Genomic DNA, 26,370 nt, shown 5'->3' on the forward strand with positions numbered 1-26,370 from the left:
CTCGTCACCCGAGAGCAAGCTCTCTGTGCTACCGTTCGACTTGCATGTGTTAGGCCTGCCGCCAGCGTTCAATCTGAGCCATGATCAAACTCTTCAATTTAAGTTTGATGCTCGTAGAATTAAACTTCGTAATGAATTACGTGTTCACTCTTTGAGACTTGGTATTCATTTTTCGTCTTGCGACGTTAAGAATCCATGTCACTTTGAGTGCCCACACAGATTGTCTGATAAATTGTTAAAGAGCAGTGCAACGCGGCTTTCGCCCACCGTTTCGAGGTGGCGTATATTACGCTTTCCTCTTTCAGAGTCAACCGTTTATTTTCAGGTTTTTCTCTTCAACCAACTGGCTGTTTGTGTGAAGTGATTCACATCTGCCGTGTCAGTGGGAGCGCATTATAGGGAGCTCACGGGATATAGCAACCCTTAAAATACAAAAAACTTATCAAGCGCTCATAATTTAAACTTTTCGCTAATAATCCACGTTACGAAAAACGGAGAAAACCCAGAAACCACGCGGCCTGCGTTGATTTTCTGGCAAAAATTATTTTTTGCGAAAATCAACGTTCCCCACTTCAACATCTCCCTATCTTCTTATGTCACGACTTCAGATGATGAATTAAGCAACAGCCTTGACCCATGACAAAGCGGCATAAGACCGCATATTTCTATAATCAGGCCCGTTTCTTCTTATCTGGTGTAAACCTATGGCTTATCAACTCAACATTAACTGGCCCGAGTTTTTAGAAAAGTACTGGCAAAAGCAGCCGGTTGTATTAAAGAAGGCTTTCGCGGACTTCGTCGACCCGATTACGCCGGATGAGCTGGCAGGGTTAGCTATGGAGCCGGAAGTCGATAGCCGTCTGGTAAGCCTGACAAACGGTCAATGGCAAGCCAGCAACGGTCCCTTTGAACATTTTGATGACCTGGGCGAAACCGGCTGGTCATTGCTGGCACAGGCCGTAAACCACTGGCACATGCCCGCAGCTGAACTTGTGCGCCCTTTCCGCGTGCTGCCAGACTGGCGTTTAGACGATCTAATGATCTCTTTTTCCGTACCGGGAGGTGGCGTTGGTCCTCATATCGACCAATATGATGTCTTTATTATCCAGGGCATGGGCAGCCGCCGCTGGCGAGTGGGCGATAAGCTGCCGATGCGTCAGTTCTGCCCGCATCCGGCTTTACTGCATGTCGATCCGTTCCCTCCGATTATTGATGAGGATCTGGAACCTGGTGATATTCTGTATATTCCGCCAGGATTCCCGCACGACGGGATTACTCACGAAACGGCACTGAACTACTCCGTTGGCTTCCGCGGACCTAATGGTCGCGATTTGATCAGCAGCTTTGCCGATTACGCGCTGGAAAACGATTTAGGCGGTGAGCACTACAGCGATCCGGATTTAACCTGCCGCGAGCATCCAGGCCGAGTAGAAGAGTATGAACTGGAACGTCTACGCGGCATGATGATCGACATGATTAGCCAGCCGGAAGACTTCAGGCAGTGGTTTGGGCGCTTTGCTACAACACCGCGTCACGAGCTGGACATTGCGCCAGCTGAGCCACCTTATGAAGAAGAGGAGATTGTTGATGCGCTGATGGGCGGTGAAATGCTCACTCGCCTGAGCGGCCTGCGCGTATTGCACATCGGCGATAGCTTCTTTGTGAATAGTGAACAACTGGAGCCTACAGAACCCAATGCCCTGGACGCGCTTTGCCGCTATACCCTTTTGGGCAAAGATGAACTGGGCGAAGCTGCGCTGAAAAATCCTGCCTTCACTGCCGACCTGACCCGTTTGCTTAACCAGGGCTACTGGTTCTTCGACGAATAGCATTTCAACATCAGTTCATATATAGAAGGCGCGAATAACGCGCCTTCTGCTTTTATAGCGCTATAGCATCATTTTCCGAGCAAAGTCTCGTACTGTGCCTGGAACTGTGGCGCGTTCCATGAACCATCAAACAGGGTGTATGTGATATATCCTTTATTCAACCAGCCCGAGTCATTATCCCCTTCTGCTGGTTTCATCGCTTCCGGGTTCATCGTCTGTTTTGCCGTTCCGTCCGCCAGCAGTTCATAGCCAATCTGCGGCGCAGGGTATTGTTCATTCTCAATGTAATGAACGCCTTTGATTTCAGCCGACGGCAGCGGCGGATAGTTGATACTCAACCCCGATCCCTGTGGCAAAATTGGACTCCCCGGTTTATGAGCGGCATTAAGTTTATCCACGAGCGAAACCACATAATCCACCGAGTCAGGCCAATATTTATGAGTACTCGGCCACTTGTTTTTCATCTCTTCTTCTGTGAAACGATAGCCGATGCTGGCGGCAATCGCCGGGAAACCGTAGCGCAAGGCGCGAACCGCCGCGCTCACAGTACCGGAGTTAACCTGTGCCATGCCGGTATTAGGACCATCATTGACACCCGAAATCACCAGATCCGGCGGCGCATCTTTCAGCACGCCCCACAGGCCAAAATCCAGCGCATCAGCGGGTGTTCCGGGGAAGCAATAGCGCTTGTCAGCAGCTTTTTTAACGTCAAAAAATTTCCCCGTCTTAAAGGTGATTGCCGAACCGATACCGCTCTGGTTGGTTGCCGGGGCCACCATCCAGACGTCATACCCTTTTGCCGCTAATTTTTCCTGCAACGAAGTGGTGCCAACAGACTGACAACCATCGTCATTAACCAGCAGTATTTTCAGCGGTTTTTCAGCAGCCTGAACTGAGGCGGCGGATAGCGCCAGAATGGCGGCAGTCAGAATTTTCGTTCTCATCTTCATTCCTTATTGGGTAGCAGAGATATTTCTTAGGCGCAAAAAAAAACCTAAGCCCCCTGCCGCAAGCCAAATTGGCGTACAGGGGGCTTAGGTTTTGCCTGTGGTCAGTAACAATCCCAAAGTGAAGGAAAAATAACGCCTGATGAGTGAAGAGTCCAGCGTGTGACGCTGTATTTTGTGACAGACCTCAAGCACTGAATATTATTTCAATAAAAAACCACCAATTAATCCGAAATTTAATCATGAGAAACTTCTCAATCACAAAATCAACTCCATGAAGATGATCACATTTATTGACATCAATAATCACAAGGGATGTTTTTTAGAATATTTGGTGATACCGTAGTCGATGTTGGATTGTTACTGTGAAAAACAGGCGAAACCTACATCAGATAGCTCGAACGAACATAACTTTATTTATGCTTCGTTCCGGGTACATGATGTAGGTTTTTTTTTGCTTATAAAAAGACCATGCAGATGGAGAATAATATGAAGAAGTGGCTAATTGCATTAATGATGACGGCAGGTGCGGCAACCTGTTCCGCCGCAGAGGTCAAAAATGATGACGGAGTAAATATCTATTTTGCCCGCCATGGCAAGACGCTGCTGAATACTTTTGACCGCGTTCAGGGCTGGGCGGATTCGCCGCTTACCGAAGACGGTATTCGCGTTGCGCGCTACCTTGGCGAGGGGTTAAAAGGCATTCCATTTGATAGCTTCTATTCCAGCGATGCCGGACGCCAGCGTGAGACCATGCAGGTAATCCTTAAGCAAGCCGGAGTGAGTAATTACCAACTTACTGAACTAAGCGGACTGCGCGAAGCGTTCTTCGGCGGTTTCGAAGGTGGTTATAACAAAGATATGGCCGACGCAGGAGCGAAGCAGCTGGGTCTTAAAGACGGCGCCACGCTATTCAGCCAAATGAAAGCCGGCACGCTATCTGTTGATACCAACCAGAATGCGCTGGCTGCGGCCGACCCTAAAGGGATGGCGGAAAATTATCAGCAGGTCAAAACGCGTACACAGGCAGCCCTGCATACAATCGTTGAAAACGCGCAGGCCCGCGGTGATAAAAATGTGCTGGCGATTTCATCCGGCACTGCAATGCAGATAATGATTTCAGATTTAACGGACGATAGCACGAAAAACAAACCACTCGCCAATGCTGCCGTGGTTAAAATTGTTTATAAAGACGGAAAATATACCGTTCCTGAAATCGGCACCATGAAATATGTCGAAGCCGGAAAACAATCTCTCGATAAAAAATAAAACCAGCATTTAGTTATTCATTACTGCAGGCTGCAGGCGAAATTGTCTCGCCCGGATCGCTGCGTCCCTACTCTGGGGTTTATTATGAAAATCAATACAATTACAATCGCCATTATGATGCTGGCTATTCCCACCAGCGTCTGGTCCTCCACGACCAAAAACAGCATTCAAGAACGCGATATGGTTAATACCGTGCTCGACGACCCGTTATTTAGCCAGTCGCACATGTCCTTATCTTTTAAAAACTACTGGAAATATCTCAAGGAAGAAGAAACCGAGCCGAAAAAGGTCCATAACGCCTGGGGTCAGGGTGTCGCAGTGGATTACCAGTCAGGTTATTTTGCCGATATTATCGGTTTTGATGCCACCTACTACGGGGCGATGAAACTCGGTGCCAGCGATTACTTTAACTCCCGTGGCGTACTCTACAATGACGGCAGCGGTAATAACAAAAGTAACGCCGAAGGTTTTTCAAAAATTGGCCAACGCAACGTCAAGCTGCAATACCGCCTTGAGGATATCAATCTGAATGCCCGCTGGGGTTGGCAGACGATGAAAAACTACGGCGTCATCTCCAACTCCACCCGCCTCTCACCGACGACCTATTTAGGCTGGACCGGCGCGGTGAACTATGGTCCGTTTACGCTGCGCGGTGCGTACATCGAAAGCTCGATGGATCGCAACTCGCCGGATAAGAAACGCTTTCAGACCAATAGCGGACAATATATTAACCACATCGCCAGCGGCGATATTCTGTGGCAGAGCGAGTTATTGAACATGCAGTACGCCTATGGTGAAAGCGATAACTATCTGCGCCGCCATATCCTGTTCACTAATCTTAAGCCAATGAAAGCACTGAATATTGGTACCCAGGTGTACGCCACCCATGCGCTGGATGAGTACAAAAACATGCCAGCCAATAAGCGTGATTTTGACGACGACGCCTGGCATATCGCTATGGACGTTAAGTGGCAGGCCGACAACTGGAGCACCAAATGGGGCCTGGGCTATACCGATGCGAATAAGGCTAATGAAGTGGGATTCTATCCACGCCACATGAGCAAAAACTCGCGCGGCACCTTTACCTCAATGGCCTATGCAGGTAATGACTATATGCGCGACGGCGAACTGGTGCTCTCCAATATGTCGGATTACAACCTGACGCCAGAGCTGGCTATCGGCCTGGCCGGTAACATTGCCCAGTTTAACTACCGTGGCAACCATGTTCGTACTGGCGAAATCAACGCCTTTAGCCGCTGGGTGCCAACGCACCCTAGGCTGAAAAACCTCACCGTCTGGGCAATGTTCGGGCCGGGCTGGTCCTATAAGATGAATGGCAAAACGCCGGTGCTTACCGACGGCCATTACAGCCGGGCCAACTCGCTCTCCTCGGAAGTGATTATCGAATATAAATTTAATCTCTTCTGATACGCCCGCCCCGCCGGTCATGGCGGGGCAACCCTCCCCGGCTACTTCTTCACCTCATTAAGCTCATCGTTATAGCTTTCCCGCGTCACGCAGACGCACAGGATGGTAATCAGCGCCATGCAGGCAAGGAACAGCGAGATAGGCCACGACTCGCCGCCGGACCACACCAGCAGCAAAGTGCCAATCATCGGCGTTAAGCCGCCAACAATATTCGCCAACTGGAAGCCTAACGACACGCCGGTATAGCGCACGCTGGTGTCAAATAGCTCCGAAAAGAAGGCCGGCTGAACGCTGAACATCATTCCCAGCCCAATGGAATAGCAGAAGGTGGTAGCGAACATAAACATTTTCACCGAGCCGGAATCGATCATCCAGAACAGCGGGAAGGCAAAGATCAGCGTGATGGCGGCCCCCGCAAGATATACCGGGCGACGGCCAATTTTATCGGATAGCCAGCCAAAGAATGGGAAAGTAAAGATACCAACGAAGCTAGCTAACAGCAGGCCATTTAGCGCCGTTTCACGGGTAAAGTTCAGCTCCCTGGTGACATAGGACATAAAGAACGCCACCGTCAGCCAGCCCAGCACAATCTCCCCCATACGCATGCCCATCGCCAGGAACACCGCTTTACGGTGATGTTTGAGTACGGTGAGAATGGGAAACTTCTGTTCCGCCACTTTCGGCGCATTCTGCTGCTGTTTCTGATTCTCCTGAAACACCGGCGTCTCTTCGATCCTTGAGCGGATAAACATGCCGACAAACAGCAGCGCGATACTTAGCAGGAAAGGCACGCGCCAGCCCCAGGACATCAGGTCATCTTCCGGCAGCATCACCACCAGCGCAAAAACCCCGGTGGCGATAAACAGCCCAAGCACGTTCCCTAGCTGAACAAAAGTGCCAAAAAAGCCGCGACGATTGCGTGGCGCATATTCGGTGATAAGCGTGGTCGCTCCGCCCCACTCGCCACCGATAGCGAACCCCTGACAGAGACGCAGAAAAATCAGGATCAGCGGTGCGGCGTTGCCAATGGTGTCATAACTGGGAATTAAGCCAATGAAAAACGTCGAAATACCCATGATCATCAGCGACAGCACCAGCGATTTTTTTCGGCCAATCTTATCGCCGTAGTGACCAAAAACGATGGCCCCGATGGGGCGGCTGACGAAGGTAATCGACAGCGTCAGGAAGGAAACCAGAAGCGCCATCAGCGGCGAGAGGTTAGGGAAAAAGAGCGACGGGAACACCAGCGCGGCGGCGGTGCCGTAGATAAAAAAGTCATAGAACTCAATAGTTGTGCCGGATAACCCCGAGCCCAACACGGTGATCAATTTTCTTCGTTCATGTTTTTGTAGCGATGTTTGTTCGTCTTTTGCAGGGGTAATGGCTGGCGAGATAAGCATAGTCATCATTAAATCCTCTGTCCTGAATCATTATTGTTAAATCGGGCGGCGCCTGGCTAACCGCAGTGGCGAGGGAAAATCGCCCGCAAGCTAACTCGAATTAGCTAATTATAACAAGATACAGAGATTCACAACGTAAATGCTAAAAGAGTGTGACCAGGATCGGTTAAAATTTAACACTCTCGTAAACTCCATCAGATAAAGCGATCGTTTAAAAATAAAATAACTTATTAAAATTCAATTTGATAAATTAAACTCTCTGATTCACCGCAATCACTTCACCTCTCCTCAGCCTTTCTCGTCACCTGCGCAGCGCTTCAGAAGGCGCTCGCCATTGCCTTGACGCACAAATCAAAATAAATAATTAAATATCAATACATTAAAAATTACACATTGATAGCCATCACAAAATACCGGTAAAGGGTTTGTTCCTGTCTTTTTTTTACCCTAATTTGCTAATTCGAGTTAGCCAGTAAAATCAGCAACCAAAGAAGCGGCTGATACGGCACGAAACCATGCGCAGCACGATGAACGATAACTAAGCTACCTATCCCCTACAGGAGAAATTCACATGTTGAATTTAACGTTACCCGCGGAAGCCGAGTTTATTACCCCGAAACCAGGCGAAGTTTTGATGGTCACCAATGCGGATCTTCGCGAACCGGCTAACGTCACCTGCTGGCCCACACAAAAATTATTTGAACAGCGTCTGGAAGCGACGCTGGAAACATTAGGCTACCGACTGCGCCGCGCCCATCCGGTCAATGAGAGCCGCGGTCACGGATTTATCAGCAGTCAGAAAGAGGGTAGCGAGCTGTTCGCCGGGATCGACCCGGATGCGCCGGTTATCGTCCTGCTGACCGCCTGGCAATACTCCCACCATCTTGCCCCTTCGCTGGTACATCACCGTGGCCCCATTTTGCTGCTCGCCAATTTCGATGGCACCTGGCCGGGCCTGGTCGGCATGCTCTGCATGGCCGGATGCCTCACCAGCCTTGAGCGTAACTACTCGCGGCTATGGTCCGAAACCTTTGCCGATGACGCGTTTATTCGCGGCTTAGAGACCTGGCTGCGCGATGGCCATCTCAGCCATAAGCTCGGCTATCTGCACCCGGTCGCCCCCAGCGCGCCGCTGCTGGCCAGCGAAGCCGGGCAGATTGGCGTTAAAGTTGGGCAGTCGCTCCTCAAACATAAAGCCATTGTCGGCCTGTTCGACACCTTTTGTATGGGGATGATCAACGGCGTGTTCCCGCAAAAAGCGATGATCGACGTGGGAATGCCGGTGGAGTCGCTGTCGCAATCGGCGCTGCTGGTTGAGATGAATAAAGTACCGGCAGCCCTGCGCGAAGCCTGCCTCGACTGGTACGAAACCCGCGGAATGCAGTTCAAATTCGGCCCTGACAGCGCGCAGGATCTCACCCGGGAGCAGGTGCTGGAACAGTGCGCAATGATGATCGCTATGGCGCGTTTCGTGAAGCGATTCGGGCTGACGGCGGTTGGCGTGCAGTATCAACAGGGGCTCAAAGACAGCTGTGCGGCCTCTGATTTTGCTGAAGGCGCTATCGGCAACGCCGAACGCTTCCCGATCCCGGATGAGAACGGTGAGATTATCTGCCCGGATGCGCCAATCCCCTGCATCAACGAGGTGGATATGGGCAGCGCCATCCCGCAGGTAATGCTGGCGAAGCTGCTCGGCGCGCTGGGTATGGAGAGCGAAACCACCCTCCACGATATCCGCTGGGGTAGCGAATACAACGGCACATTTTATTGGGATCTGGAGATCTCCGGCGCGGTCCCGTTCGCCCATCTGAAAGGCGGGATAGCCGGAGCCACCGGCTATCGCCAGCCGCCAATGTTCTTCCCCTACGGCGGCTCGACCATTGCCGGTCAGGGCAAAGCCGGGCGCTTTATCTGGGCGCGCGCGCACTATGAAGGTACCCAGGTGATCCTGCATATCGGTACCGGTACCGCCGTCGAACTGCCGCATGATGAATTCGAACGCCGCCGCAAGGCGACCAACTACGAGTGGCCGCTACTCAACGCCGTTCTCGACGGGGTTTCGCGCGACGATTTAATGGCGGGACACCAAAGCAACCATCTCAGTCTGGCTTACGTAGAGGAGGAGGTTTTATCCGAAGTGCTGAACGCCTTTATTGCCCAGGCGCTGACGCAAAATATAAAAGTCTTTATCGCAGGCGATGCTCACTTATTAATGAAATAAAAACTGATTCGCTTATGTAATTTTTACGTTGTTAGCGATCCTGGCAAACATCCGCTTAATTCGTCTCTTTATCGCCCATAAAGAGCGGGTCAACGCGCATCTGTCCGGGCGGGCCTTTTGCTTGCCCGGACAAGAGAGGATTATATGTATCAGCAGCAACATATTGAATTTATTATCCAGAAGGCAAAGAAACGGCTCGACCTACAGGAAGCCCCCGGCTGTACCAAAGCGGGATGGCTAATGATCACCGCATTACTTATTGAGTCATGGGATATTTATTCCATGGCGTTTATCTTATTCGCCCTGAAAGACATTTATGAACCCAGCAGTTGGCTGCTCGGGTTTACCGCCGCCGGTACTCAGCTCGGCGCGGTTATCGGCGCGCTGCTCGGCGGCTGGCTGACCGACAAACTCGGACGGCGCAAAATTTTCCTCTGGTCGATGATCCTGTTCGCGATTTTCGCCGTTCTTCAGGGCCTGGCACCCAATATGTACTGGCTGGCGATTATTCGCTGCCTCGCCGGGATCCCAGTGGGCGCGGACGTGGCCAACGGCTTTACCTACATCATGGAAGTCATGCCGAAAGGCAAACGCGAGGTGATGGCGAATCGCTGGCAGTTTATGTTCGCGCTGGGGATTATCGCCGCTATCCTGCTGGTCACTACTCTGGTCGCGCTTGATGTTCACCCGGATATGATCTGGCGTATCGTGCTGGCGGTTCCGGCCATTCCTGCCTGTCTGCTGCTGTTTATGCGTCGGGAGCTACCGGAAACCCCAGCGTGGTTTGTAGAACGCGGCCGCTTTATTGAAGCTAAAAAAGCCTCCCGCGAATATTACGGCGAACAAGATGGGCGCCTGCTGGACGACATTCTACCCAACGAAAACGTCGCTATCGCCGACCCGACGCTCAAAGAGACGTTGCACGATCTGTTCCGTCGCCCGTTTACCCGCCGCACGACCCTGTTCGGCTGGTTCTCCTGCGCCGTACAATCGTTTGAGAACTATGCCTTCTCGTTCTTCCTGCCGCTGATCCTCGTCACCATCGGTATTTCCGGGCAGATCCAGAACAACCTCGCTCTGCTGGCGGTGAACTGCATCGCCGCGCTCTCGGCGTTCGTTGGCCCACTGCTGTTGCCGAAACTCGGCCATAAAGGGCTGAGCAAATACGGCTTCCTGCTGGTAACCATCGGTATCTCGATTTCGGCGTGGGGCGTCTATAGCAGCAGCTTCGCTTTTATCATCTTCGGCGCAGCGCTGATGCTGTGGGGCCACTACTGGGACTCTGAAAGCGGGATGACGGTCATCTCCCTGGTGGCAAAACCGCGCTACCGCGGCGTGGCTTCCGGTATCGGCTACACCATCGTCAAGGTCACCGCCTTCGTCACGACTCTGGTATTCCCGGCCCTGTTTGAAGCAGTCGGGGTCCCGGTAGCCTCGATGATTATCGCTATCGCGCCGTTCTGCGCCTTCCTCGCCTCCATCTTCCTGCTACCGGAAGTCTTTGGTCATGCGGTGGGCGACGAAAACGATCAAGAACATGACACCAGCCCGGCAATTGCCCTACAGGGTCATGAATCACCGGCCTCAACCTCTAAACATTAATCGCCCGGGTCGCAGGTGCGGCCCCCGCTGAACACATAAAGGAAGGAATCAGATGAACAGCACAAAAATGCCCGTGATTGAAAATATCGAACTGATGACCGCCCGCGTTCCGCTGCCGGAAGGTCCCTGGGGAGATCAGATTCACCACGTCACCGATATCGAAGTGGCAATTGTTGATGTCTACGGTTCAAACGGCCACGTCGGCACCGGCTTTAGCCACACTTCCGGTTGGTGCGGAAAAACCATCTCCGCGCTGATTGCTGAGATTATCCCGGACGTGATCGGCCAGCCGCTCTCGCCGCGCGGCCTGTGGCATCGTTCATATAAGCATGTTCACGACGTCGGCGGCGCAGGCGTCACCACCCATGCCCTGGCGGCGCTGGATATCGCCTACTGGGATCTTTTAGGCAAAACTCTCAACGCGCCGATCATCGACATTATTGGCCGCGTACGCGATCGCGTTCCGCTGTACGGCAGCGGTATCAACTTGCATCTATCTATCGAAGAAGTGATCGACCAGGTCAAACGCTGGAAAAGCACTGGCTACCTGGCAGCGAAAGTGAAGGTCGGTAAACCGACGCTGGAAGAAGACGTAGAGCGGTTGCGCAAAATTCAGGAAGCGGTGCCGGGATTTCCGCTAGCGGTGGACGCCAATCAGGGATGGAACTTCCCGCAGGCGCTGCGCGCGTTCAAGCTGTTCGAGCCGCTCAACTTGTTATGGATTGAAGAGCCGCTGCCCTCCGACGATATCACCGGCCATCTCAAGCTTCGCGAACGCAGCACTACGCCTATCGCGCTGGGCGAAAACGTCTATAACTTAAACCAGTTCACGCAATACATCGAGAGCGGCTGTGCGGATTACATCCAGGCGGATCTCGGACGCGTCGGCGGGATCACTGGTTATCTGGATATCGCCGCCGTCGCCCGCGCGCACAACCTGCCGATGACGCCGCATTTTGTCATGGAGCTCAGCGCCAGCCTGCTGGCAACGGTACCGAATATCTCATACGCCGAAATGACCGACGGCGGACGCTGGAAGGATCTGCGCATTATCGCCGAAGCGGGTGAAGAGGTGGACGGCTACTACGTGCCGAGCGAACGACCGGGCCACGGCATCATTCTCGATCGTGACTATCTCGCAACACACAAAATCTAACCACTCAGTGATGGGGAAAGGACAATGGAAGACACGTTATTCTCAGTTAAAGACAAGGTCATCATCGTGACCGGCGGCCTTGGACAGCTGGGGGCGCAGTACGTGAAGACCTTACATGAGCGCGGCGCAAAGGTGGCAGCGCTAGCCACCCGTGTCGATGCCGCACGTATCGATCGCGTGCTGGGGGCGATAAAGGACTCTGACCGCTTGCTGTGCGCGGAAGTCAATATTACCGACAAAGCCAGCATTAACCGGGTTCTTGATAGCATCGAAGCGAAATGGGGCGTGCCGGATGGCCTGGTGAATAATGCAGGGGTTGATACCCAGCCCAGCGCGCCGCCGGAAATGTCCGGACCGTTTGAGGAGTTTCCGGAAGAGGTATTCCGCGAGGTGGTGGAAGTGAACCTGGTCGGCACCTTTCTGATGACCCAGCAGGTTGGCAAGCGCATGAAGCAGGCCGGCAAAGGCGGCTCGATCATCAACGTCGGCTCGATCTACGGCGTGGTCTCCCCGGTGCAGGATATCTATATCTACAAAAAAGAGGATACCGGCATTCCGTTCGTTAAACCGGTGGCCTATTCAGCGGCAAAGTCCGGGCTGTATAACTTTACTCGCTACTGCGCCACCTACTGGGGCCGCGACGGCATTCGCGTCAATACCCTGACCCTCTCCGGTGTTGAGCGTAGTGACCAGGATCCGCGCTTTCAGAAAAACTACACCAACCGCATTCCGATTGGGCGCATGGCGAAAGCGCATGAGTACAACGGCGCAGTGGTGTTCCTGCTCTCCGACGCGTCGGTCTATATGACCGGCTCTAACGTAGTGGTGGATGGAGGCTGGACCGCATGGTAAGCGATAAATGGCAGGCCTTTCGCGGCATTATCTCCGCCGTAGTGACGCCGATGCACGCCGACGAGTCGGTAAACTATGCGGCGCTGGACACCCTCGCCCGCGCCCAGCTGGCGCGCGGGGTTGAAGGCTTTTACTGCTGCGGCTCCTCCGGGGAGGGGCCGTTACTGCGTTTTGATGAGCGCAGGCAGGTGCTGGCAACGCTGGTACAAGCGGCGGAGGGCAAAGTGCCAGTAATTTCCCACGTCGGAACGCCGCGCACCCAGGATGCCGTCGAGCTGGCAAAAAGCGCCGAGCAGGACGGAGCCAGCGCGGTATCGCTGGTTCCGCCCTACTACTACAAATACAGCCGCGAGGAGATTATCGCCTACTACCGTCGGGTACTGGACGCCATTTCGATTCCGGTGATTTTGTATAATATTCCGCAGTTTACCGGCGTCGAACTTGACCATCAGACCGCCGAAGCGCTGCTCGGCGACGAGCAGGTGCTGGGGGTGAAGCACACTTCGCATAACCTCTACTCGCTGGAGCGGATGATCGCCCGCTATCCGGACAAAGTGTTCTTTAACGGTTTCGATGAGATCTTCCTGTCCAGCCTCGCGGCCGGCGCAACGGCCACCGTCGGCACCACGGTCAACCTCCAGCCGGAGCTGTTTCTCGCTCTGCGCCGCGCGTTTAAGCAGGGCGATATCGCCCGCGCGCAGCGCTTACAGCAGCAGATTAACGAGGTGGTGGAAAACCTGGTGGCGCGCGGCGTGTTCCAGTCGGCGAAATATCTTGCTGGTAAAGAGATCGCCGATACCGGGCCAACCCGCGAGCCGTTTTTGGCGCTGACGGCGGCGCAAAAAGGCGGGCTGGATGACCTCTATCTGCGTTTACGGGGGTATATCGCCGATGCCCGGCAATGACAGGCTGTGTACCCAGAGCCGCCTGAACGATAGCGCCGTTTGCCAGCAGGTGGCGCTGTTTTTACAGGAGACCGAAGGCGATGCGCAAGCCCGAGGCCTGGCGATAGCGGTTGTCGGGCCGGAGGGCGAGTTTATCGCCTTTGGCGCACACGCTCGCTGTCCGCCGCTGCCGCGCCAGCTCGCACAGCGCAAGGCCTGGACAGCCTTGCGCTTTCGCCGTTCGACGGCAAGGCTTGCGGAAGAAGTTAGCGCCGGTAGCCTACGGCTGGAGGTGTTTCACGACCCGCAACTGCTGGCGATGCCGGGCGGCGCACCGGTGATGCTTGATGGGCTGGCGATAGGCGGCGTCGGGGTTAGCGGCCTGCCGCCGGAATTAGACGCCGAGCTGGCGGCGCTTTTTGTTCAGCGGCTGATGACATAAAGCGTTCCCGGAGGCGGTGCTGCGCACCTGTCCGGGCTACGCGTCATATGCAAGCTCCGACGCTCTTTTCCCCCTCTCCCTCCAGGGAGAGGGGCTTTTACCGCTTCCACTTAACTCCGCTGCTTTTCCACCGACAAAGGGCGGTGAATCAGCGTCATCGGCACCGTGATCTTCACGTCGGCATTCTCGCCCTGCAGCTTCTGCTGCATCAGATGAAACGCGTGCTGGGCCCAGGCGTCTTCGTCCTGACGCATCGACCACACCGCATTCGGCAGGAACCCTAACATTTGATGTTCATCGAAGGTCCCTATTGAAATATCTGAGGGAATAAAACCATAGGTTTCGCGCAGCGCACTTAGTGTTCCCTCCAGAATCGGCAGAGATGAGGCAATAAACGCCTTCGGCGGCTCCCGATGCCGCCGCAGAAAATCGAGCATCAGCTGCTTACCCTCTTCCTGACGGTTATGGCTGGCCGACAAAATCCACTCTTTCCCGGCGGGAAGTTCGCTCAGGTAGCCCTGCAAACGACGCTGGATCGATGGCTGCTGGGTATCCCCGGCGATAAAAAAAATCGGCGAAACGTCTACCGCCTGAGTCATCGCCTGCACCAGCTTTTTACTGCCGTTGTAGTTATCACTCACCACCAGCGACACATCGCTCTCACCAAAATCACGGTCGAGCAGCACCAGCGGCCGCTTACGCGCCACCTTCTGATGATGCAACTGCGTTTCCCGGGTAGAAGGCACCACAAAGAGCCCATCGACATTGCGCGCCAGCAGGCCTTCAACCAGACTGTTTTCATGCTCGCTGTCGCTGTAGGTACAGGCGATCATTAGTTGATACCCTGCCTGACGGCAGCAGGCTTCCAGCTTTTCCGCCAGGGTGGAGAAAAACAGGTTCGACAGGCGTGGGATCACCAGCCCTAAGGTCTCGGTTTTATTCAGCTTCAGGCTGCGGGCGATATGGTTAACGACCAGCCCGTTCTCGGCGATGTAATCATTAATACGCTGCTGCGTTTTGGCGCTGATGCGATACTGCTCAGCTTTGCCACCCAGCACCAGGCGCACGGTGGTAATCGAGATTTCCAGCGCCCTGGCGACTTGCTCAACGGTTTTGGCCATAAACTCATTTTCCATAACGAACAGAACGGCTTAATCATAAACTAATTCGAGTTAGCAATACATTAGCTGAGCTGTTATTTTGAACAATGCGTCAACATGGCGAGTTAATAACAATATTGTGCTGGTATTTGCGCCGGTCAACGGGCTGCGCAAACAAATTAGGGCAGCATTTTACCGCGCACGACCACTTTACCCGGTTTGCTCTCCGGGTCGGTCACCCGGCGAATCGCCAGATTCAGCGCCTGCCAGGCGATCTCCTGCAGATCGTGAGAAACGCAGGGAAAATGGAAGCCGTAGATCCCGGCGTGGGAGACTTCATCAATGCTGAACAGAGAGACCTGTTGCTTAAGATCTAATTGATGCTCAAGGCAGGCTTTGATAATCCCCAGCGAGATCTGGTTATTGCAGCCGACGAAAAAATCCGGCGCCGGGTTGTTAGCCAGCCAACGGCTGGTCTCCTGCCACGCGATATCCATAAAAAAGTCCGCATACAGGACTTCGAAGGATTCAACTTTCCCCAGCAGCGCCGCCTGTAAACCCGTCACCCTCTCTCTGGCGACATTGGAGTTTTCCGGCCCGGAGACCACCACCACGCGCTGAGCTTTCTGCTCCAGCAGCCAGCGCCCAGCCTGCAGGCCGCAGTCGAGATTATCGATATAGACACCGCTACAGTGGCGGTCATCAAGCTCCCTGTCCACCAGCACCACCGGAATATTGAGCGTTTCCAGCCGCTTGAGATAGGACGGGCGATACTGATGATCGTTGGAAATCACCGATAAAATGATCGAATCGACGTTATAGCCGATCAGCTTTTCGATAATCCGATCTTCGCTCTCCTGAGATTCATAGGAGTCGAACACCAGCGTGTCGTAGCCCATTTTTTGCGCTTCGAGGGTGATAAGCCGCGTCAGGCCGCCAAAAAAGGGGTTGGCCATATCGGGATTAACGATACCGATGGTTTTGCTGGTCTTCGCCCGCAGATTGCGCGCGGCAGCATTGACTACATAGCCAAGGCTGGCCGCCGTTTCGCGAATGCGCTGCAGCGTTTCCGGATGCACTTTATCCGGCTGAGAAAATGCCCGCGAGGCAGTAATTTTACTGACGTTTGCCTGCGCGGCGACGCTAGCCAGCGTCGCCTTCCGTCCACGACCGACTGCCAAATGCAGCTCCTTAGTTAAAGCATCATTTTGTATCATTTAGGTTATCATGACAGAACTCTCACTATGATGCTAACACTTTACTCCTGCCAGGCGATTTACTCTGGGGTCGGTAAAAATATCCAGTTCATCGCGGCTTTCGGAGGAAAATTCCGACACCACCGCCCCCTGCTCTCCGGCCTGAAACCAGTGGCGAGTGTCAGGCGCGATGGTGTACTGCTCCCCCGGGCGCAGCCGGATGTAACGATCGCAGGTATACCACGCCTCGCTGCCTTCCGGAACCTGACATACCGACTCACCGTCGGCGTTATTTAGCGTCAGGCTGGGGTCGTCAACAAACAGATAAACCTCACCCCAGCGGCAGCGGAAGGTTTCCTGCTTACCGGGCGTCCCGGCGAAAGGCGGATGTAAATGCTCCGGGCAGGTCTGGTGTGGGAACAGCACCAGCTCTTTGGCGCAGTAGCGCGGCGAGTTGATGTACGTCAGAAGCTGCAGGCCGGAAAGCGGGTAGTCCGGTAAGCCAAATGTCGCAATTTCAATATGTTGTCTTTCCTCGTTAGTTAAAACGATCTCAGCTAATTGCAGGAAATGAAGCGTGCGTTGAACGGCATCAGTCGGTGTATTCATCGTATCCTCTGCTTTAAAACGGTATCGTTAACACTACCGCCAGCATTTAACCCGCCATTAAGGTTTCATTTCCGTGATATGAATCGCTTCAGTAAGTTACATCGGATCATCATGATTAACATATTTTGAATATTTTTAACCTCAGTCACAGTTTTCACTTCATATTTACTCCAGGATCGTCGCACCCGAATGATACCGATACCATTAAAATGATTACAAAGAGAGGTCACATGAAAGCATTAGTGTTGGCAGAAGCCGGTAAAATCGCTATCGAAGATCGCAGCTTTGACGAAGTGCTCGGCGACAACGATGTGCAAATCAAAATTCACTCCGTCGGCATTTGCGGTAGCGACGTGCATTACTACCAGCACGGGCGCATTGGTCCTTTTGTCGTTGAAGCGCCGATGGTACTCGGGCACGAAGCTGCAGGCGTGGTGCTGGCAACGGGTAAAAACGTCACCCATGTAAAAGTCGGCGACCGCGTCTGCATGGAGCCGGGGATCCCGGATTTAAACTCTGCGCAAACCCGCGCCGGGATCTACAATCTCGACCCGGCGGTACGCTTTTGGGCCACCCCGCCGATCCATGGCTGCCTGCGCGAAACCGTGATTCATCCGGGCGCGTTCACCTTCAAATTACCGGATAACGTCAGCTTTGCCGAAGGCGCGATGGTCGAGCCGCTGGCGATCGGAATGCATGCCGCCACCAAAGCAGGGATCAAACCCGGCGATATCGCCCTGGTGATCGGTGCAGGCCCTATTGGCGTTGTCACCGCGCTGGCTGCGCTGGCAGGCGGCTGTTCCGATGTCATCATTTGCGATCTGTTTGATGAGAAGCTGGCGGTGGCCGCCAACTATGAAGGCCTGCATGCGGTGAATATCAAAACCGGCGATCTGGCGGGTAAAGTCGCTGAGCTGACCAGCGGTAACGGCGCAGATATCGTCTTCGAATGCAGCGGTGCAAAACCGGCAATCGCCACCCTGGCTGAACACGCCGCGCCGGGTGCGACCGCCGTACTGGTCGGGATGCCAATTGATGTCGCACCGATGGATATCGTCGCTGCCCAGGCCAAAGAGATCACCTTCAAAACCATTTTCCGCTACGCCAACATGTACCCGCGTACTCTGCGTCTGCTGAGCAGCGGCAAACTGCAGGTACAGCCGCTGATTAGCCAGACCTATAAGTTCGCCGACAGCATTGCCGCCTTCGAACGCGCCGCCGCTGGTCATGCGTCCGATATCAAAATCATGCTGGAAATGGAGTAATCCTATGACGCTCTATGCTGGCATAGACTGCGGTACGCAGGGGACAAAAGTAGTGATTGTCGACAGCGAACAGGGCGTGATCCTCGGTGAGGGCAGCGCGCCTCACCGCCTTATCAGCGACTCTAACGGGCGTCGCGAGCAGGAAGCTGACTGGTGGATCGAGGCCCTGATTGCCGCCTTCCATCAGGCCGTTGCCCAGGCGCAGGTCGATCCTCTGGAGATTCACGCGCTGGGCGTTTCCGGCCAGCAGCATGGTTTTGTGCCGCTGGATGAGCAAGGCAACGTGCTACACAGCGTGAAGCTGTGGTGCGACACCGAAACCGCGGAAGAGAACGCCTTGCTGTTGCATCAGCTCGGCGGCGTTAAGGGTTCGCTGGCGAAGCTTGGCCTGATGGTCGCCACCGGCTACACCGCCTCAAAAATTCTCTGGTTTAAGAGCCACCATCCGGCGCTGTGGGCGCGACTGCACACCGTGCTGCTGCCCCATGACTATCTGAATTTCTGGCTTACCGGTGAGCGGGTCGCCGAGTACGGCGATGCCTCCGGCACCGGCCTGCTTAACGTCCGCACCCGTCAGTGGGACAAAGCCACGGTGGATCTTATCGATAATACTGGCCGTTTGTGGCAAGCGCTGCCGCCGCTGAAAAGCGCGGAGAGCTGCATCGGTACCCTGCGCCCGGAAGCGGCAGCGAAGCTCGGCCTTAGCCCGACAACCCGCGTCTCGACCGGCGGTGGCGATAATATGATGGCGGCCATCGGCTGCGGCAATATCGCTGCGGGCACGGTCACCATGAGCCTCGGCACCTCCGGTACGCTGTTTGCGTGGTCCGGCGAACCGGTCAGCGCGGAATCCGAAATGATTGCCGGGTTCTGCTCCAGCACCAACGGCTGGCTGCCGCTGATTTGCACGATGAACGTCACATCGGCCACGACCGCCATTCAGACGTTGCTGAACGAGGATATCGCCGGTTTCAACGCCCTGCTGGCCCAGGCCACACCGGGCGCGGGCGGCGTCGAGATGCTGCCGTTCTTCAACGGCGAACGGGTTCCGCAGCTACCGCACGCTCGCGCCAGTCTGCATAACCTCGATAGCGATAACTTTACCCGCGCCAACCTTTGCATGGCAGTCGTGGAGAGCGCCACCTATGGCCTGCGCTACGGTATCGAACTGTTCCGCCGTCAGGGCATCGACGCCCGCGAGATTCGTCTTACCGGCGGCGGCGCGCGCAGCGCTGGTTGGCGGCAGATTGTTGCCGACGTGATGGGCTGTCCGGTGGTATGCCTGAACGTCAAAGAAGCGGCGGCCCTGGGCGGCGCAATTCAGGCTATCTGGGCCACCAGCCTGGCGGATCGCCCCGAACAGGACGCCCGCGCCCTGCTGGCTGAACTGTGTCAGCGCTTTGTTTCATTGGACCCGGCAACCCACACCCGACCGGACGCCAGCCGTCAGGAACAGTACGACACACTTTATCAACGGTATCTGCAACGCCTGCAGCAAGCTTATCCGGAGGTACAACTGTGACGCGCGATCCGCATACCCAACAGCCCGCCTATCTGCTGGAAGTGACCGGCGTCCGGAAAGCCTTCGGCCCGGTCGTGGCGTTAAAAAACGCGGAATTCTGTCTGCGCCGCGGCTCCATTCACGCGCTCTGCGGCGGTAACGGCGCGGGCAAGTCGACGTTTCTCAGCATTCTGATGGGCTTTATTCAGCCCGATGGCGGCGACATCTTTATTAACGGCCAGCGGCGCGAGTTTCATCATCCTCGCGAAGCGCTGGAGGCCGGAGTGGCCATCGTTCAGCAGGAGCTGAGCGCCATTCCGGACCTGACGGTGGCGGAAAACATCTGGCTGGGCCGCGAGCCGAAGCGCTTTGGCTTTGTCGATTTCACCACCCTGAACCAGCGCACGACCACCCTGCTGAAGGAGCTGGAGTTCAACATTAGCGCGACGGAGAAGATGCGTAATCTGAGCGTCGCCGAGCAGCAACTGGTGGAGATCGCTAAGGCGCTGTCCCATGCCAACGCCGACATCATCATCATGGATGAGCCAACCTCGGCAATTGGCGAAGAGGACGCGCAGAAGATCTTCCAGACCATCAAGCGCCTGGCGGCCAAAGGAAAAGGGATCATCTACGTCTCGCATCGCCTGTCGGAAATTTTCCAGATTGCCGATAGCTACACCATTTTTCGCGACGGCATCTACATCCATGAAGGCTACATCGCGGATATCACTCGTGAACAGCTGATTGAGCACATCATTGGCGGCGAGTACGACAGCGAATTCGCCAAGTTCAACCAGCCCGGCGATGAAGTGATGATGGAAGTGAAGAACCTACGCTGGCGCAACAAGATCAAGGATATCAGCCTGCAGCTTAAGCGCGGCGAGATCCTCGGCATCTACGGCCTGGTCGGATCCGGGCGCAGCGAGTTTCTCGATCTGGTGTTCGGTATTCAGCACGCCGACAGCGGCACGATCCAGATGGGCGAAAAGATGCTTGGCCGTCACTCGCCGAAAGAGGCGATCGGCTGCGGTATCGCTTACGTCACCGAGGATCGTAAAGATACCGGCCTGGTGTTGTGCCGCTCGGTCAGCGAGAACATCAATATTTCGTCGTTCGGCGCCATCAGCCGCGGCGGGTTTATCAATGAGAAACAGGAGCAGGCGCGCACCCGCGAGATGATTCAACGCTTCAACGTCAAAACCCATGACGGCGAACAGCCAGTGGGCAACCTCAGCGGCGGGAACCAGCAGAAGGTGGTGCTGGGGCGCTGGGCGCTGCTCGACCCGGAAGTGCTGCTGCTGGATGAGCCGACGCGCGGGATCGACGTCGGCGCAAAGAAAGAGATCTACCGCTTTATGTCGGAATTCGCCCTGAAAAATAAGGGGATCATTATGGTCTCGTCCGAACTGTCGGAAATTATCGGCATGAGCGATCGCATTTTAGTCTTTCGCGACGGCCAGCTAGCCGGAGAGCTAACGGCAGCCAATGCGACCCAGACCGAACTGATGAAACTCGCGGTTTAACAGAGAGATAAAACATGAACAGTACCCACTCCTTAACATCCGGGGTTTCGTTTTTCACCCGCAATAAGCGCCGTATGCACAAGTACGGCATTATCATCGCGTTTTTCGTCCTGTGCCTGATCGTGGCGCTGGTTGGCGAGTACCAGGTCTCCCAGGGTGCCTGGAGCAGTAACTATTTTCTCAGCAATGAAAACATGCTGATCGTTCTGCGTCAGGTGTCGATCAACGGCATTCTGGCAATTGGCATGACCTTCGTCATTATCACCGCCGGGGTGGATCTGTCGGTCGGATCGGTGCTGGCGCTCAGCGGGATCGTCGCCGCCCGTTTCGCCACCAATAACAGCGGGCTGGCCATCGGCGATACCGCCACGGCGGTGATCATGCCGCTGATCGTGGCACTCGGTATCGGCATCGTTTGTGGGCTGATTAATGGCACGGTATTAGCGCGTTATCGTTTACAGCCGTTTATCGTCACCATGGGGATGCTTTCCGCCGCCCGTGGTTTGACCATGCTGACCACCAACGGCAACCCGGTTTCCCAGCTCAATAGCGATTTCCGCTGGCTGGGCAACGGTTACGTCAGCGGCATCCCGGTACCGGTGATTATCTTTATTCTGCTGTTCGCCCTCGCCTGGCTGCTGCTGAATAAAACCATTATTGGCCGCTACGTCTACGCCGTTGGCGGCAACCCAAAAAGCGCCCGCACCTCCGGGATTAACGTCGTGCGCATCAAAGTGCTGGTGTATACCCTGTGCGGCGCGCTGGCGGGTATCGCCGGGCTGATCCTCACCGCACGAACCGGTTCGGCGCAAACCAACGCCGGAGCGGGCTATGAGCTGGACGCTATCGCCGCGGTAGTGATTGGCGGCACCAGTATGGCGGGCGGCGTCGGTACGCTGGTCGGCACCTTCTTCGGCGTGCTGATTATCGGGGTGATGAACAATGGCCTCGACCTGCTCGGCGTGCAGTCGTACTACCAACAAATTATTAAAGGCGCCCTGATCGTGGTCGCCGTTCTGCTCGACCCATCGCGTAAGCAACAGCGCGATTAATTAACCTGCAAAACCCCTACAGGAGAGAATAATGAATAAGACCAAAATAGCGTTGTTTGCTTCAGCCATGATGATGGGAAGTCTGGCGGCTGCTCAGGCGGCGCCGGTTAAAATTGCGGTGCTGATGTACGGCAACAAAGCAGAATTCGTGCAGTTGATGGAACGCTATGGCAAGGAACATCCGGCGGTGAAAAGCGGCGAAGCGGTGCTGACGTTCTATGACGGGCGCTACGATGCGTCAGTACAAAACGACCAGGCGGCCACGGCGCTCCAGACCCGTACCGATGCGATTATCGTTAACCCGATGGATTTCGAGGCCAACATCGATATCGTCACCAACGCCAAAGAGGCCAAAGTTCCGGTGGTGGTGACCAACGCCCGTCTTAACACCGAAGAGATGACCTCGGAAGTGGTCTCCAATGATGAAATTGGCGGCTATCTGGAAGCCAAAGCGGTGCTGGATAAACTCGACTGTAAGAACCATAAAGTAAACGTCGTGATCATCGAAGGCCCGAAAGGCGGCAGCGGCGAGATCCAGCGCGGTAAAGGCAACGACAAGGCTATCGCGGAGTGTGGCGCAGGCCAGGTGACGGTGCTGGAACGGAAGACCGCGAACTGGTCGCGCGCTGAAGCCCAGCCGCTGATGGAAAACTGGCTGCAAAAACACCGCGGTAAAATCAACGGCGTAATTGGCCAGAACGATGAGATGGCGCTGGGGGCAATTGAAGCCATTAAGGGCGCGGGGCTGAACGTCAAAGACTTTGCTATCGCGGGCGTTGACGGCGTCTCCGATGCTATCCACGCGGTGCAGGCCGGGGAGATGGTCTCTATCCTTCAGGATGCGAAAGGCCAGATGCAGGGCTCTATCGACGTGGCGCTGCGGGCGGTGAAGGGCGAAAGCTACCAGCCACAGTCGGATATCTGGAAGCAGTACGCTAAAGACCTGAAATGGGATGGCGGTACGCAGAAGCACTACTATATTCCGTGGACCGTAGTCACCGCTGACAACGCGCAGCAGTTGCTGGACGCGCGTAAGTAATAATCTGTACCTCCTCTTCTCCTCCGGCAAATTCCTTGATGGGTATGCCGGGGGAGATATTTTTGCCTCGTTATTTCAGCACGTTACTTTCCAGGTTTGACATCTGCGACCCAGGTGGGGAGATCCCAGGTACCGCCCAGGCGTAAATACCGACACATTCCGGTTGTTGCCTCGCGGCTTTTGCGAAACGTTGTGCCATCCCAGACCCAGTTTGCCATTCCCCAGCAATCCCCCAGACCACGCCCTTTCTGGCTCATGAAAATCTCACCCTCGCCATAATCAGAACCTGAAACGGTAATAAGAGCGGGATTGCCTTCAAGCTTGCTATCAACCACCCAATAACCGTACCCCTCGTTATATGCCGCCCGCCAGCACAGCGCTGAAATCAGCGAGTGGGCGTTATCCAGCGGCGTCAGACTGATGGTTTCTGCTTCCTCCCCCTCTTCAGGCTGGATGCGATCGCACCAGTCATCTTCAGTCAGGGTTGCCAGAAGTTTGGCCTTGAGTACCGCCAATTCAGGCGCTGTCAGCGCTCTTTCCTGAGCCTTCTCAGGCTTAACCTGGTTAATCACCGGCGCGGGAACAGCGGCGCGGACGCTGCTCTCCGGCTTATCACCTTTTTTGGTTAACGCGCCCGGCGTACCGATTCGCCCCTGAACATCGTCCATTTTCAGCAGCACCGCATAAGCGCCATCGCCGGAGAGCACAAACGGGTCCGGACCGCCTTTAAATTCAATTTTTCCACTGCCTTTGACCGCATTGATGATGTCCTGGACCTGTTTGTTCGACAGTGGCCAGCTCTCTTTTCCAGGCTTCACTTCGCCCGCTGGCTGGTCATTGATCCACAGCGTCATGTCAGGATAAACATCGCTATCGGTAACCTCCGCCAGCATCAGCTCTCCTGATACCGCAGTCCCCGCCCCGGCCCGACGAGTGAGTAATACTGAGCCACCGGTACCTTCGTTGGGACTGTATCCCGCAGCCCGACAGGTCAGCGTGTTATCACAAACCACCTCCCAGTCTTTATGGCTGAATGAAACACCGCTTTTTTCCGCCAGCACGGGGGCGCTAAGTACCGCTAATGTCAGTAGCCCTGCCCTGATTCCCTTTTTCATACCGTTTCTCCCTACCGGATAATTTTCCGTAGTCTGAACAATGCCCACGCCGGAGAGAAGTGTTTTCCCTTCTCTTTGAATCTTTTCAGACAATATCAGAGATAGCCCCTTTTCTTTCGTCGAACATTCTCACCTTGCGACCCGTTCAGTTGATGGGGTAGAAATATATTTTTTCGGCATCATCCAACATCATTTGATTATCAAAAAATATCATCCGGCGTGATGTTTAATCATCTTGTGATATTTCACTCTGCCGCGTTTTTCTGGTTGTTTTTATTCTCTCACTTCATCTTTCCAGGTCATTTATGAATTTGGATTCACGTTCACTATCACGTTATAAATAAAATGAAGATATATAGATTTTTGGGCCTGTTGCCATCGTTATTTTTAGGGCTAGCGTGCGCCGCTGGCACATCTACCATCGATAATTGTGAAGTGGGCTGCCCAACCGGCGGAAGCGCACAGACGCTGGTTCGCGAAGCCTATACGCTGAATAACAACAGCCGCAGGAAATTCGCTAATTGGGTGGCATATAAAATCACCAAAGCCAGCCAGGCTAGCGGACGCTCGCGCAGCTGGAAGCGCGATCCGGATTTACCCGCCGCAGATACGTTAGCCCCTGCTGCCTATAAAGGGGCAAGCACGGCGCTGACGGTCGATCGCGGGCATCAAGCCCCACTCGCCGGGCTGGGCGCAAGCGCGGACTGGCAGACATTAAACTATCTCTCCAATATTACTCCGCAGGAGTCCGGGCTCAATCAAGGTGCGTGGGCAAGGCTGGAGGATAAGGAGCGCGCCCTTGCCGATCGCAGCGACGTCACAGCAGTCTGGTCCGTAACCGGGCCGCTGTTCGAACGGCATATTGCCACCCTGCCCGCCGCGCCCGACGTGGAGATCCCCAGCGGCTACTGGAAGATTATTTTTATCGGCTCCAGTCCGGATAAAGGCGAATACGCGGCGTTTTTACTGGATCAGGCGACGCCAAAAAGCGCCAGTTTTTGTGATTATCAGGTAACGGTGGAAGAGATTGAGCAACGAACCCATCCGGCGCTCTCTTTTTGGTCCGCCCTGCCGCCGGAGATTACCCAAGGCCTGAAGACCCATAAAGGTACGCTGGCGAAAGAGTTAGGGTGTTCTTGATTTGATATTTTCATCCTGATTCAGGCATTAAATTTATATTATTGTTCGAGGCTGTTTTTTGGTTATTTCAGCAATATCAGGAAAGGTATTTACCGTTGGAGCTAAATAATCGGGTTACGTATTTCATTCATTTTTAACATGCGGTTAAAGGCGTTTATTATGTTCGATTAAATTCTGGACTTTGCGTTTATTACTGGTTAGGTTTACAGGTGTTATTTAGCGCGGTGCGAATGTGCGCCAACACACCCGCACCGCTGATCACAATTACTATTATGAAGGAATAGCAACCATGACTGATATCGATTGTATTGTAGATTCGCTTGATCCAGAAGTGTCGCCGAAGAATAAGCGTCAGTTGACGGTGAGTTATGTGAGACGTTTGCCAGATCGTAGTCGTATTCCGGCGGTGATCATGAAAGGCGAGTGGCTGGCGGCGGCAGGATTTACGACCGGCACCAAAGTAACTGTGCGGGTGATGAACGGCTGTATCGTGTTGACGACAATCGAGCCAGAACCGGAACTGGAAGCCGCGATGCGCAGAGTGGAGAAGCTGTCGGCCAGGAAGCAGAAGCAGGTCAGAGAGTTTATCGGGGTGATTGTGTAAGTATCCCGGCAAAACGAACCATTCACTTTTAGAGATCTTCCGACATACTGATAATGTCCCCTGAGGAGATCGCTATGCGTAAGATCCGATTCACTGAACACCAGATCATCGCCGTTCTGAAGTCCGTCGAAGCCGGACGTACCGTCAAGGATGTGTGCCGTGAGGCCGCTATTTCGGAAGCCAGCTATTACAACTG

23 protein-coding genes and 1 rRNA gene are annotated in these 26,370 nt (G+C 54.5%); 17 read left to right on the forward strand and 7 right to left on the reverse strand.

What is annotated here, in order from left to right:
• Window positions 1-100: ribosomal RNA gene (locus FN082_RS14730) — 16S ribosomal RNA — on the reverse strand; the annotation flags it as partial.
• Between the two features lie 604 nt (window positions 101-704).
• Here FN082_RS14730 and FN082_RS14735 point away from each other — a divergent pair.
• A complete protein-coding gene (locus FN082_RS14735) occupies window positions 705-1,829 on the forward strand; it encodes a ribosomal protein uL16 3-hydroxylase (protein WP_139539242.1) in 1,125 nt (374 codons plus the stop codon).
• 68 nt (window positions 1,830-1,897) lie between these two features.
• On the opposite strand, the gene surE is transcribed toward FN082_RS14735, so the two are convergent.
• On the reverse strand, window positions 1,898-2,773 hold the full coding sequence (gene surE, locus FN082_RS14740; RefSeq protein ID WP_142981830.1) for a 5'/3'-nucleotidase SurE: 876 nt from the start codon (window positions 2,771-2,773) through the stop codon (window positions 1,898-1,900).
• 492 nt (window positions 2,774-3,265) lie between these two features.
• Between surE and FN082_RS14745 the strand changes: the two genes are divergently transcribed.
• Window positions 3,266-4,045 (forward strand): histidine phosphatase family protein, encoded by a 780-nt coding sequence (locus FN082_RS14745; RefSeq protein ID WP_139539240.1) that lies wholly within the window; start codon window positions 3,266-3,268, stop codon window positions 4,043-4,045.
• Window positions 4,046-4,129: 84 nt separating this feature from the next.
• Window positions 4,130-5,473, forward strand: coding sequence for an OprD family outer membrane porin (locus FN082_RS14750; protein ID WP_139539239.1), 1,344 nt, complete (start codon window positions 4,130-4,132; stop codon window positions 5,471-5,473).
• Between the two features lie 41 nt (window positions 5,474-5,514).
• Here FN082_RS14750 and FN082_RS14755 read toward each other — a convergent pair whose 3' ends face one another.
• Window positions 5,515-6,882, reverse strand: a complete 1,368-nt coding sequence (locus FN082_RS14755) for an MFS transporter (RefSeq protein ID WP_407929264.1) — start codon at window positions 6,880-6,882, stop codon at window positions 5,515-5,517.
• 562 nt (window positions 6,883-7,444) lie between these two features.
• Here FN082_RS14755 and FN082_RS14760 point away from each other — a divergent pair.
• The 6 genes from FN082_RS14760 (at window position 7,445) to FN082_RS14785 (ending at window position 14,030) form a co-directional block, all read left to right on the forward strand.
• A complete protein-coding gene (locus FN082_RS14760; RefSeq protein ID WP_139539238.1) occupies window positions 7,445-9,094 on the forward strand; it encodes a signal transduction protein in 1,650 nt (549 codons plus the stop codon).
• Window positions 9,095-9,238: 144 nt separating this feature from the next.
• The gene (locus tag FN082_RS14765) at window positions 9,239-10,696 is read left to right on the forward strand and encodes an MFS transporter (protein WP_139539237.1); all 1,458 of its coding nucleotides are present in this window, start codon (window positions 9,239-9,241) and stop codon (window positions 10,694-10,696) included.
• 52 nt (window positions 10,697-10,748) lie between these two features.
• Window positions 10,749-11,852 carry a mandelate racemase/muconate lactonizing enzyme family protein gene (locus tag FN082_RS14770; RefSeq protein ID WP_112216415.1) on the forward strand — a complete coding sequence of 368 codons (1,104 nt, stop codon included), beginning with the start codon at window positions 10,749-10,751 and terminating at the stop codon, window positions 11,850-11,852.
• Between the two features lie 24 nt (window positions 11,853-11,876).
• Window positions 11,877-12,704, forward strand: a complete 828-nt coding sequence (locus FN082_RS14775; protein ID WP_142981831.1) for an SDR family oxidoreductase — start codon at window positions 11,877-11,879, stop codon at window positions 12,702-12,704.
• Window positions 12,698-13,609 carry a dihydrodipicolinate synthase family protein gene (locus FN082_RS14780; RefSeq protein WP_139539235.1) on the forward strand — a complete coding sequence of 304 codons (912 nt, stop codon included), beginning with the start codon at window positions 12,698-12,700 and terminating at the stop codon, window positions 13,607-13,609. The genes FN082_RS14775 and FN082_RS14780 overlap by 7 nt, the downstream gene beginning before the upstream one ends.
• The gene (locus FN082_RS14785) at window positions 13,596-14,030 is read left to right on the forward strand and encodes a GlcG/HbpS family heme-binding protein (protein WP_142981832.1); all 435 of its coding nucleotides are present in this window, start codon (window positions 13,596-13,598) and stop codon (window positions 14,028-14,030) included. The genes FN082_RS14780 and FN082_RS14785 overlap by 14 nt, the downstream gene beginning before the upstream one ends.
• Before the next feature lie 110 nt (window positions 14,031-14,140).
• Here the strand turns inward: FN082_RS14785 and FN082_RS14790 are convergent, their stop codons facing one another.
• From FN082_RS14790 to FN082_RS14800, 3 genes are all read right to left on the reverse strand, one after another.
• On the reverse strand, window positions 14,141-15,151 hold the full coding sequence (locus tag FN082_RS14790; RefSeq protein WP_185931912.1) for a LacI family DNA-binding transcriptional regulator: 1,011 nt from the start codon (window positions 15,149-15,151) through the stop codon (window positions 14,141-14,143).
• A gap of 158 nt (window positions 15,152-15,309) precedes the next feature.
• Window positions 15,310-16,311, reverse strand: a complete 1,002-nt coding sequence (locus tag FN082_RS14795; RefSeq protein ID WP_142981833.1) for a LacI family DNA-binding transcriptional regulator — start codon at window positions 16,309-16,311, stop codon at window positions 15,310-15,312.
• A gap of 69 nt (window positions 16,312-16,380) precedes the next feature.
• Window positions 16,381-16,935, reverse strand: a complete 555-nt coding sequence (locus tag FN082_RS14800) for a D-lyxose/D-mannose family sugar isomerase (protein ID WP_139539232.1) — start codon at window positions 16,933-16,935, stop codon at window positions 16,381-16,383.
• 230 nt (window positions 16,936-17,165) lie between these two features.
• On the opposite strand from FN082_RS14800, the gene FN082_RS14805 reads away from it, so the two are divergent.
• From FN082_RS14805 to FN082_RS14825, 5 genes are all read left to right on the forward strand, one after another.
• Window positions 17,166-18,200, forward strand: coding sequence for an NAD(P)-dependent alcohol dehydrogenase (locus FN082_RS14805; protein WP_139539231.1), 1,035 nt, complete (start codon window positions 17,166-17,168; stop codon window positions 18,198-18,200).
• A gap of 4 nt (window positions 18,201-18,204) precedes the next feature.
• Entirely contained in the window at window positions 18,205-19,722 is a 1,518-nt protein-coding gene (gene xylB, locus FN082_RS14810) for a xylulokinase (RefSeq protein ID WP_142981834.1), read from the forward strand.
• Window positions 19,719-21,224: a sugar ABC transporter ATP-binding protein gene (locus FN082_RS14815; protein ID WP_142981835.1), complete on the forward strand. Its 1,506-nt coding sequence runs from the start codon at window positions 19,719-19,721 to the stop codon at window positions 21,222-21,224. Before xylB ends, FN082_RS14815 begins: the two co-directional genes overlap by 4 nt.
• 74 nt (window positions 21,225-21,298) lie before the next feature.
• Window positions 21,299-22,276, forward strand: a complete 978-nt coding sequence (locus tag FN082_RS14820; protein WP_371336845.1) for an ABC transporter permease — start codon at window positions 21,299-21,301, stop codon at window positions 22,274-22,276.
• A 31-nt stretch (window positions 22,277-22,307) separates the two neighbouring features.
• The gene (locus FN082_RS14825; protein ID WP_139539227.1) at window positions 22,308-23,315 is read left to right on the forward strand and encodes a substrate-binding domain-containing protein; all 1,008 of its coding nucleotides are present in this window, start codon (window positions 22,308-22,310) and stop codon (window positions 23,313-23,315) included.
• A gap of 83 nt (window positions 23,316-23,398) precedes the next feature.
• On the opposite strand, the gene FN082_RS14830 is transcribed toward FN082_RS14825, so the two are convergent.
• Window positions 23,399-24,430 (reverse strand): DUF1176 domain-containing protein, encoded by a 1,032-nt coding sequence (locus FN082_RS14830; RefSeq protein ID WP_139539226.1) that lies wholly within the window; start codon window positions 24,428-24,430, stop codon window positions 23,399-23,401.
• A 345-nt stretch (window positions 24,431-24,775) separates the two neighbouring features.
• Between FN082_RS14830 and FN082_RS14835 the strand changes: the two genes are divergently transcribed.
• The 3 genes from FN082_RS14835 to FN082_RS14845 all read left to right on the forward strand — a co-directional run.
• On the forward strand, window positions 24,776-25,570 hold the full coding sequence (locus tag FN082_RS14835; RefSeq protein WP_180349589.1) for a DNA/RNA non-specific endonuclease: 795 nt from the start codon (window positions 24,776-24,778) through the stop codon (window positions 25,568-25,570).
• A 289-nt stretch (window positions 25,571-25,859) separates the two neighbouring features.
• Window positions 25,860-26,174 (forward strand): endoribonuclease SymE, encoded by a 315-nt coding sequence (gene symE, locus FN082_RS14840; protein ID WP_139539225.1) that lies wholly within the window; start codon window positions 25,860-25,862, stop codon window positions 26,172-26,174.
• Window positions 26,175-26,248: 74 nt separating this feature from the next.
• The coding region (locus FN082_RS14845; RefSeq protein ID WP_142981504.1) for a transposase at window positions 26,249-26,370 on the forward strand (122 nt) is incomplete at its 3' end.

The organism is Klebsiella spallanzanii, assembly GCF_902158555.1.
Taxonomy (GTDB): Bacteria; Pseudomonadota; Gammaproteobacteria; order Enterobacterales; family Enterobacteriaceae; genus Klebsiella; species Klebsiella spallanzanii.

Bases quoted from the DNA above. Each gene is read 5' to 3' on its own strand.
- FN082_RS14735 (WP_139539242.1), top strand. From the start codon at position 705: ATGGCTTATCAACTCAACATTAACTGGCCCGAGTTTTTAGAAAAGTAC.
- surE (WP_142981830.1), bottom strand. From the start codon at position 2,773: ATGAGAACGAAAATTCTGACTGCCGCCATTCTGGCGCTATCCGCCGCC.
- FN082_RS14745 (WP_139539240.1), top strand. From the start codon at position 3,266: ATGAAGAAGTGGCTAATTGCATTAATGATGACGGCAGGTGCGGCAACC.
- FN082_RS14750 (WP_139539239.1), top strand. From the start codon at position 4,130: ATGAAAATCAATACAATTACAATCGCCATTATGATGCTGGCTATTCCC.
- FN082_RS14755 (WP_407929264.1), bottom strand. From the start codon at position 6,882: ATGATGACTATGCTTATCTCGCCAGCCATTACCCCTGCAAAAGACGAA.
- FN082_RS14760 (WP_139539238.1), top strand. From the start codon at position 7,445: ATGTTGAATTTAACGTTACCCGCGGAAGCCGAGTTTATTACCCCGAAA.
- FN082_RS14765 (WP_139539237.1), top strand. From the start codon at position 9,239: ATGTATCAGCAGCAACATATTGAATTTATTATCCAGAAGGCAAAGAAA.
- FN082_RS14770 (WP_112216415.1), top strand. From the start codon at position 10,749: ATGAACAGCACAAAAATGCCCGTGATTGAAAATATCGAACTGATGACC.
- FN082_RS14775 (WP_142981831.1), top strand. From the start codon at position 11,877: ATGGAAGACACGTTATTCTCAGTTAAAGACAAGGTCATCATCGTGACC.
- FN082_RS14780 (WP_139539235.1), top strand. From the start codon at position 12,698: ATGGTAAGCGATAAATGGCAGGCCTTTCGCGGCATTATCTCCGCCGTA.
- FN082_RS14785 (WP_142981832.1), top strand. From the start codon at position 13,596: ATGCCCGGCAATGACAGGCTGTGTACCCAGAGCCGCCTGAACGATAGC.
- FN082_RS14790 (WP_185931912.1), bottom strand. From the start codon at position 15,151: ATGGCCAAAACCGTTGAGCAAGTCGCCAGGGCGCTGGAAATCTCGATT.
- FN082_RS14800 (WP_139539232.1), bottom strand. From the start codon at position 16,935: ATGAATACACCGACTGATGCCGTTCAACGCACGCTTCATTTCCTGCAA.
- FN082_RS14805 (WP_139539231.1), top strand. From the start codon at position 17,166: ATGAAAGCATTAGTGTTGGCAGAAGCCGGTAAAATCGCTATCGAAGAT.
- xylB (WP_142981834.1), top strand. From the start codon at position 18,205: ATGACGCTCTATGCTGGCATAGACTGCGGTACGCAGGGGACAAAAGTA.
- FN082_RS14820 (WP_371336845.1), top strand. From the start codon at position 21,299: ATGCACAAGTACGGCATTATCATCGCGTTTTTCGTCCTGTGCCTGATC.
- FN082_RS14825 (WP_139539227.1), top strand. From the start codon at position 22,308: ATGAATAAGACCAAAATAGCGTTGTTTGCTTCAGCCATGATGATGGGA.
- FN082_RS14830 (WP_139539226.1), bottom strand. From the start codon at position 24,430: ATGAAAAAGGGAATCAGGGCAGGGCTACTGACATTAGCGGTACTTAGC.
- FN082_RS14835 (WP_180349589.1), top strand. From the start codon at position 24,776: ATGAAGATATATAGATTTTTGGGCCTGTTGCCATCGTTATTTTTAGGG.
- symE (WP_139539225.1), top strand. From the start codon at position 25,860: ATGACTGATATCGATTGTATTGTAGATTCGCTTGATCCAGAAGTGTCG.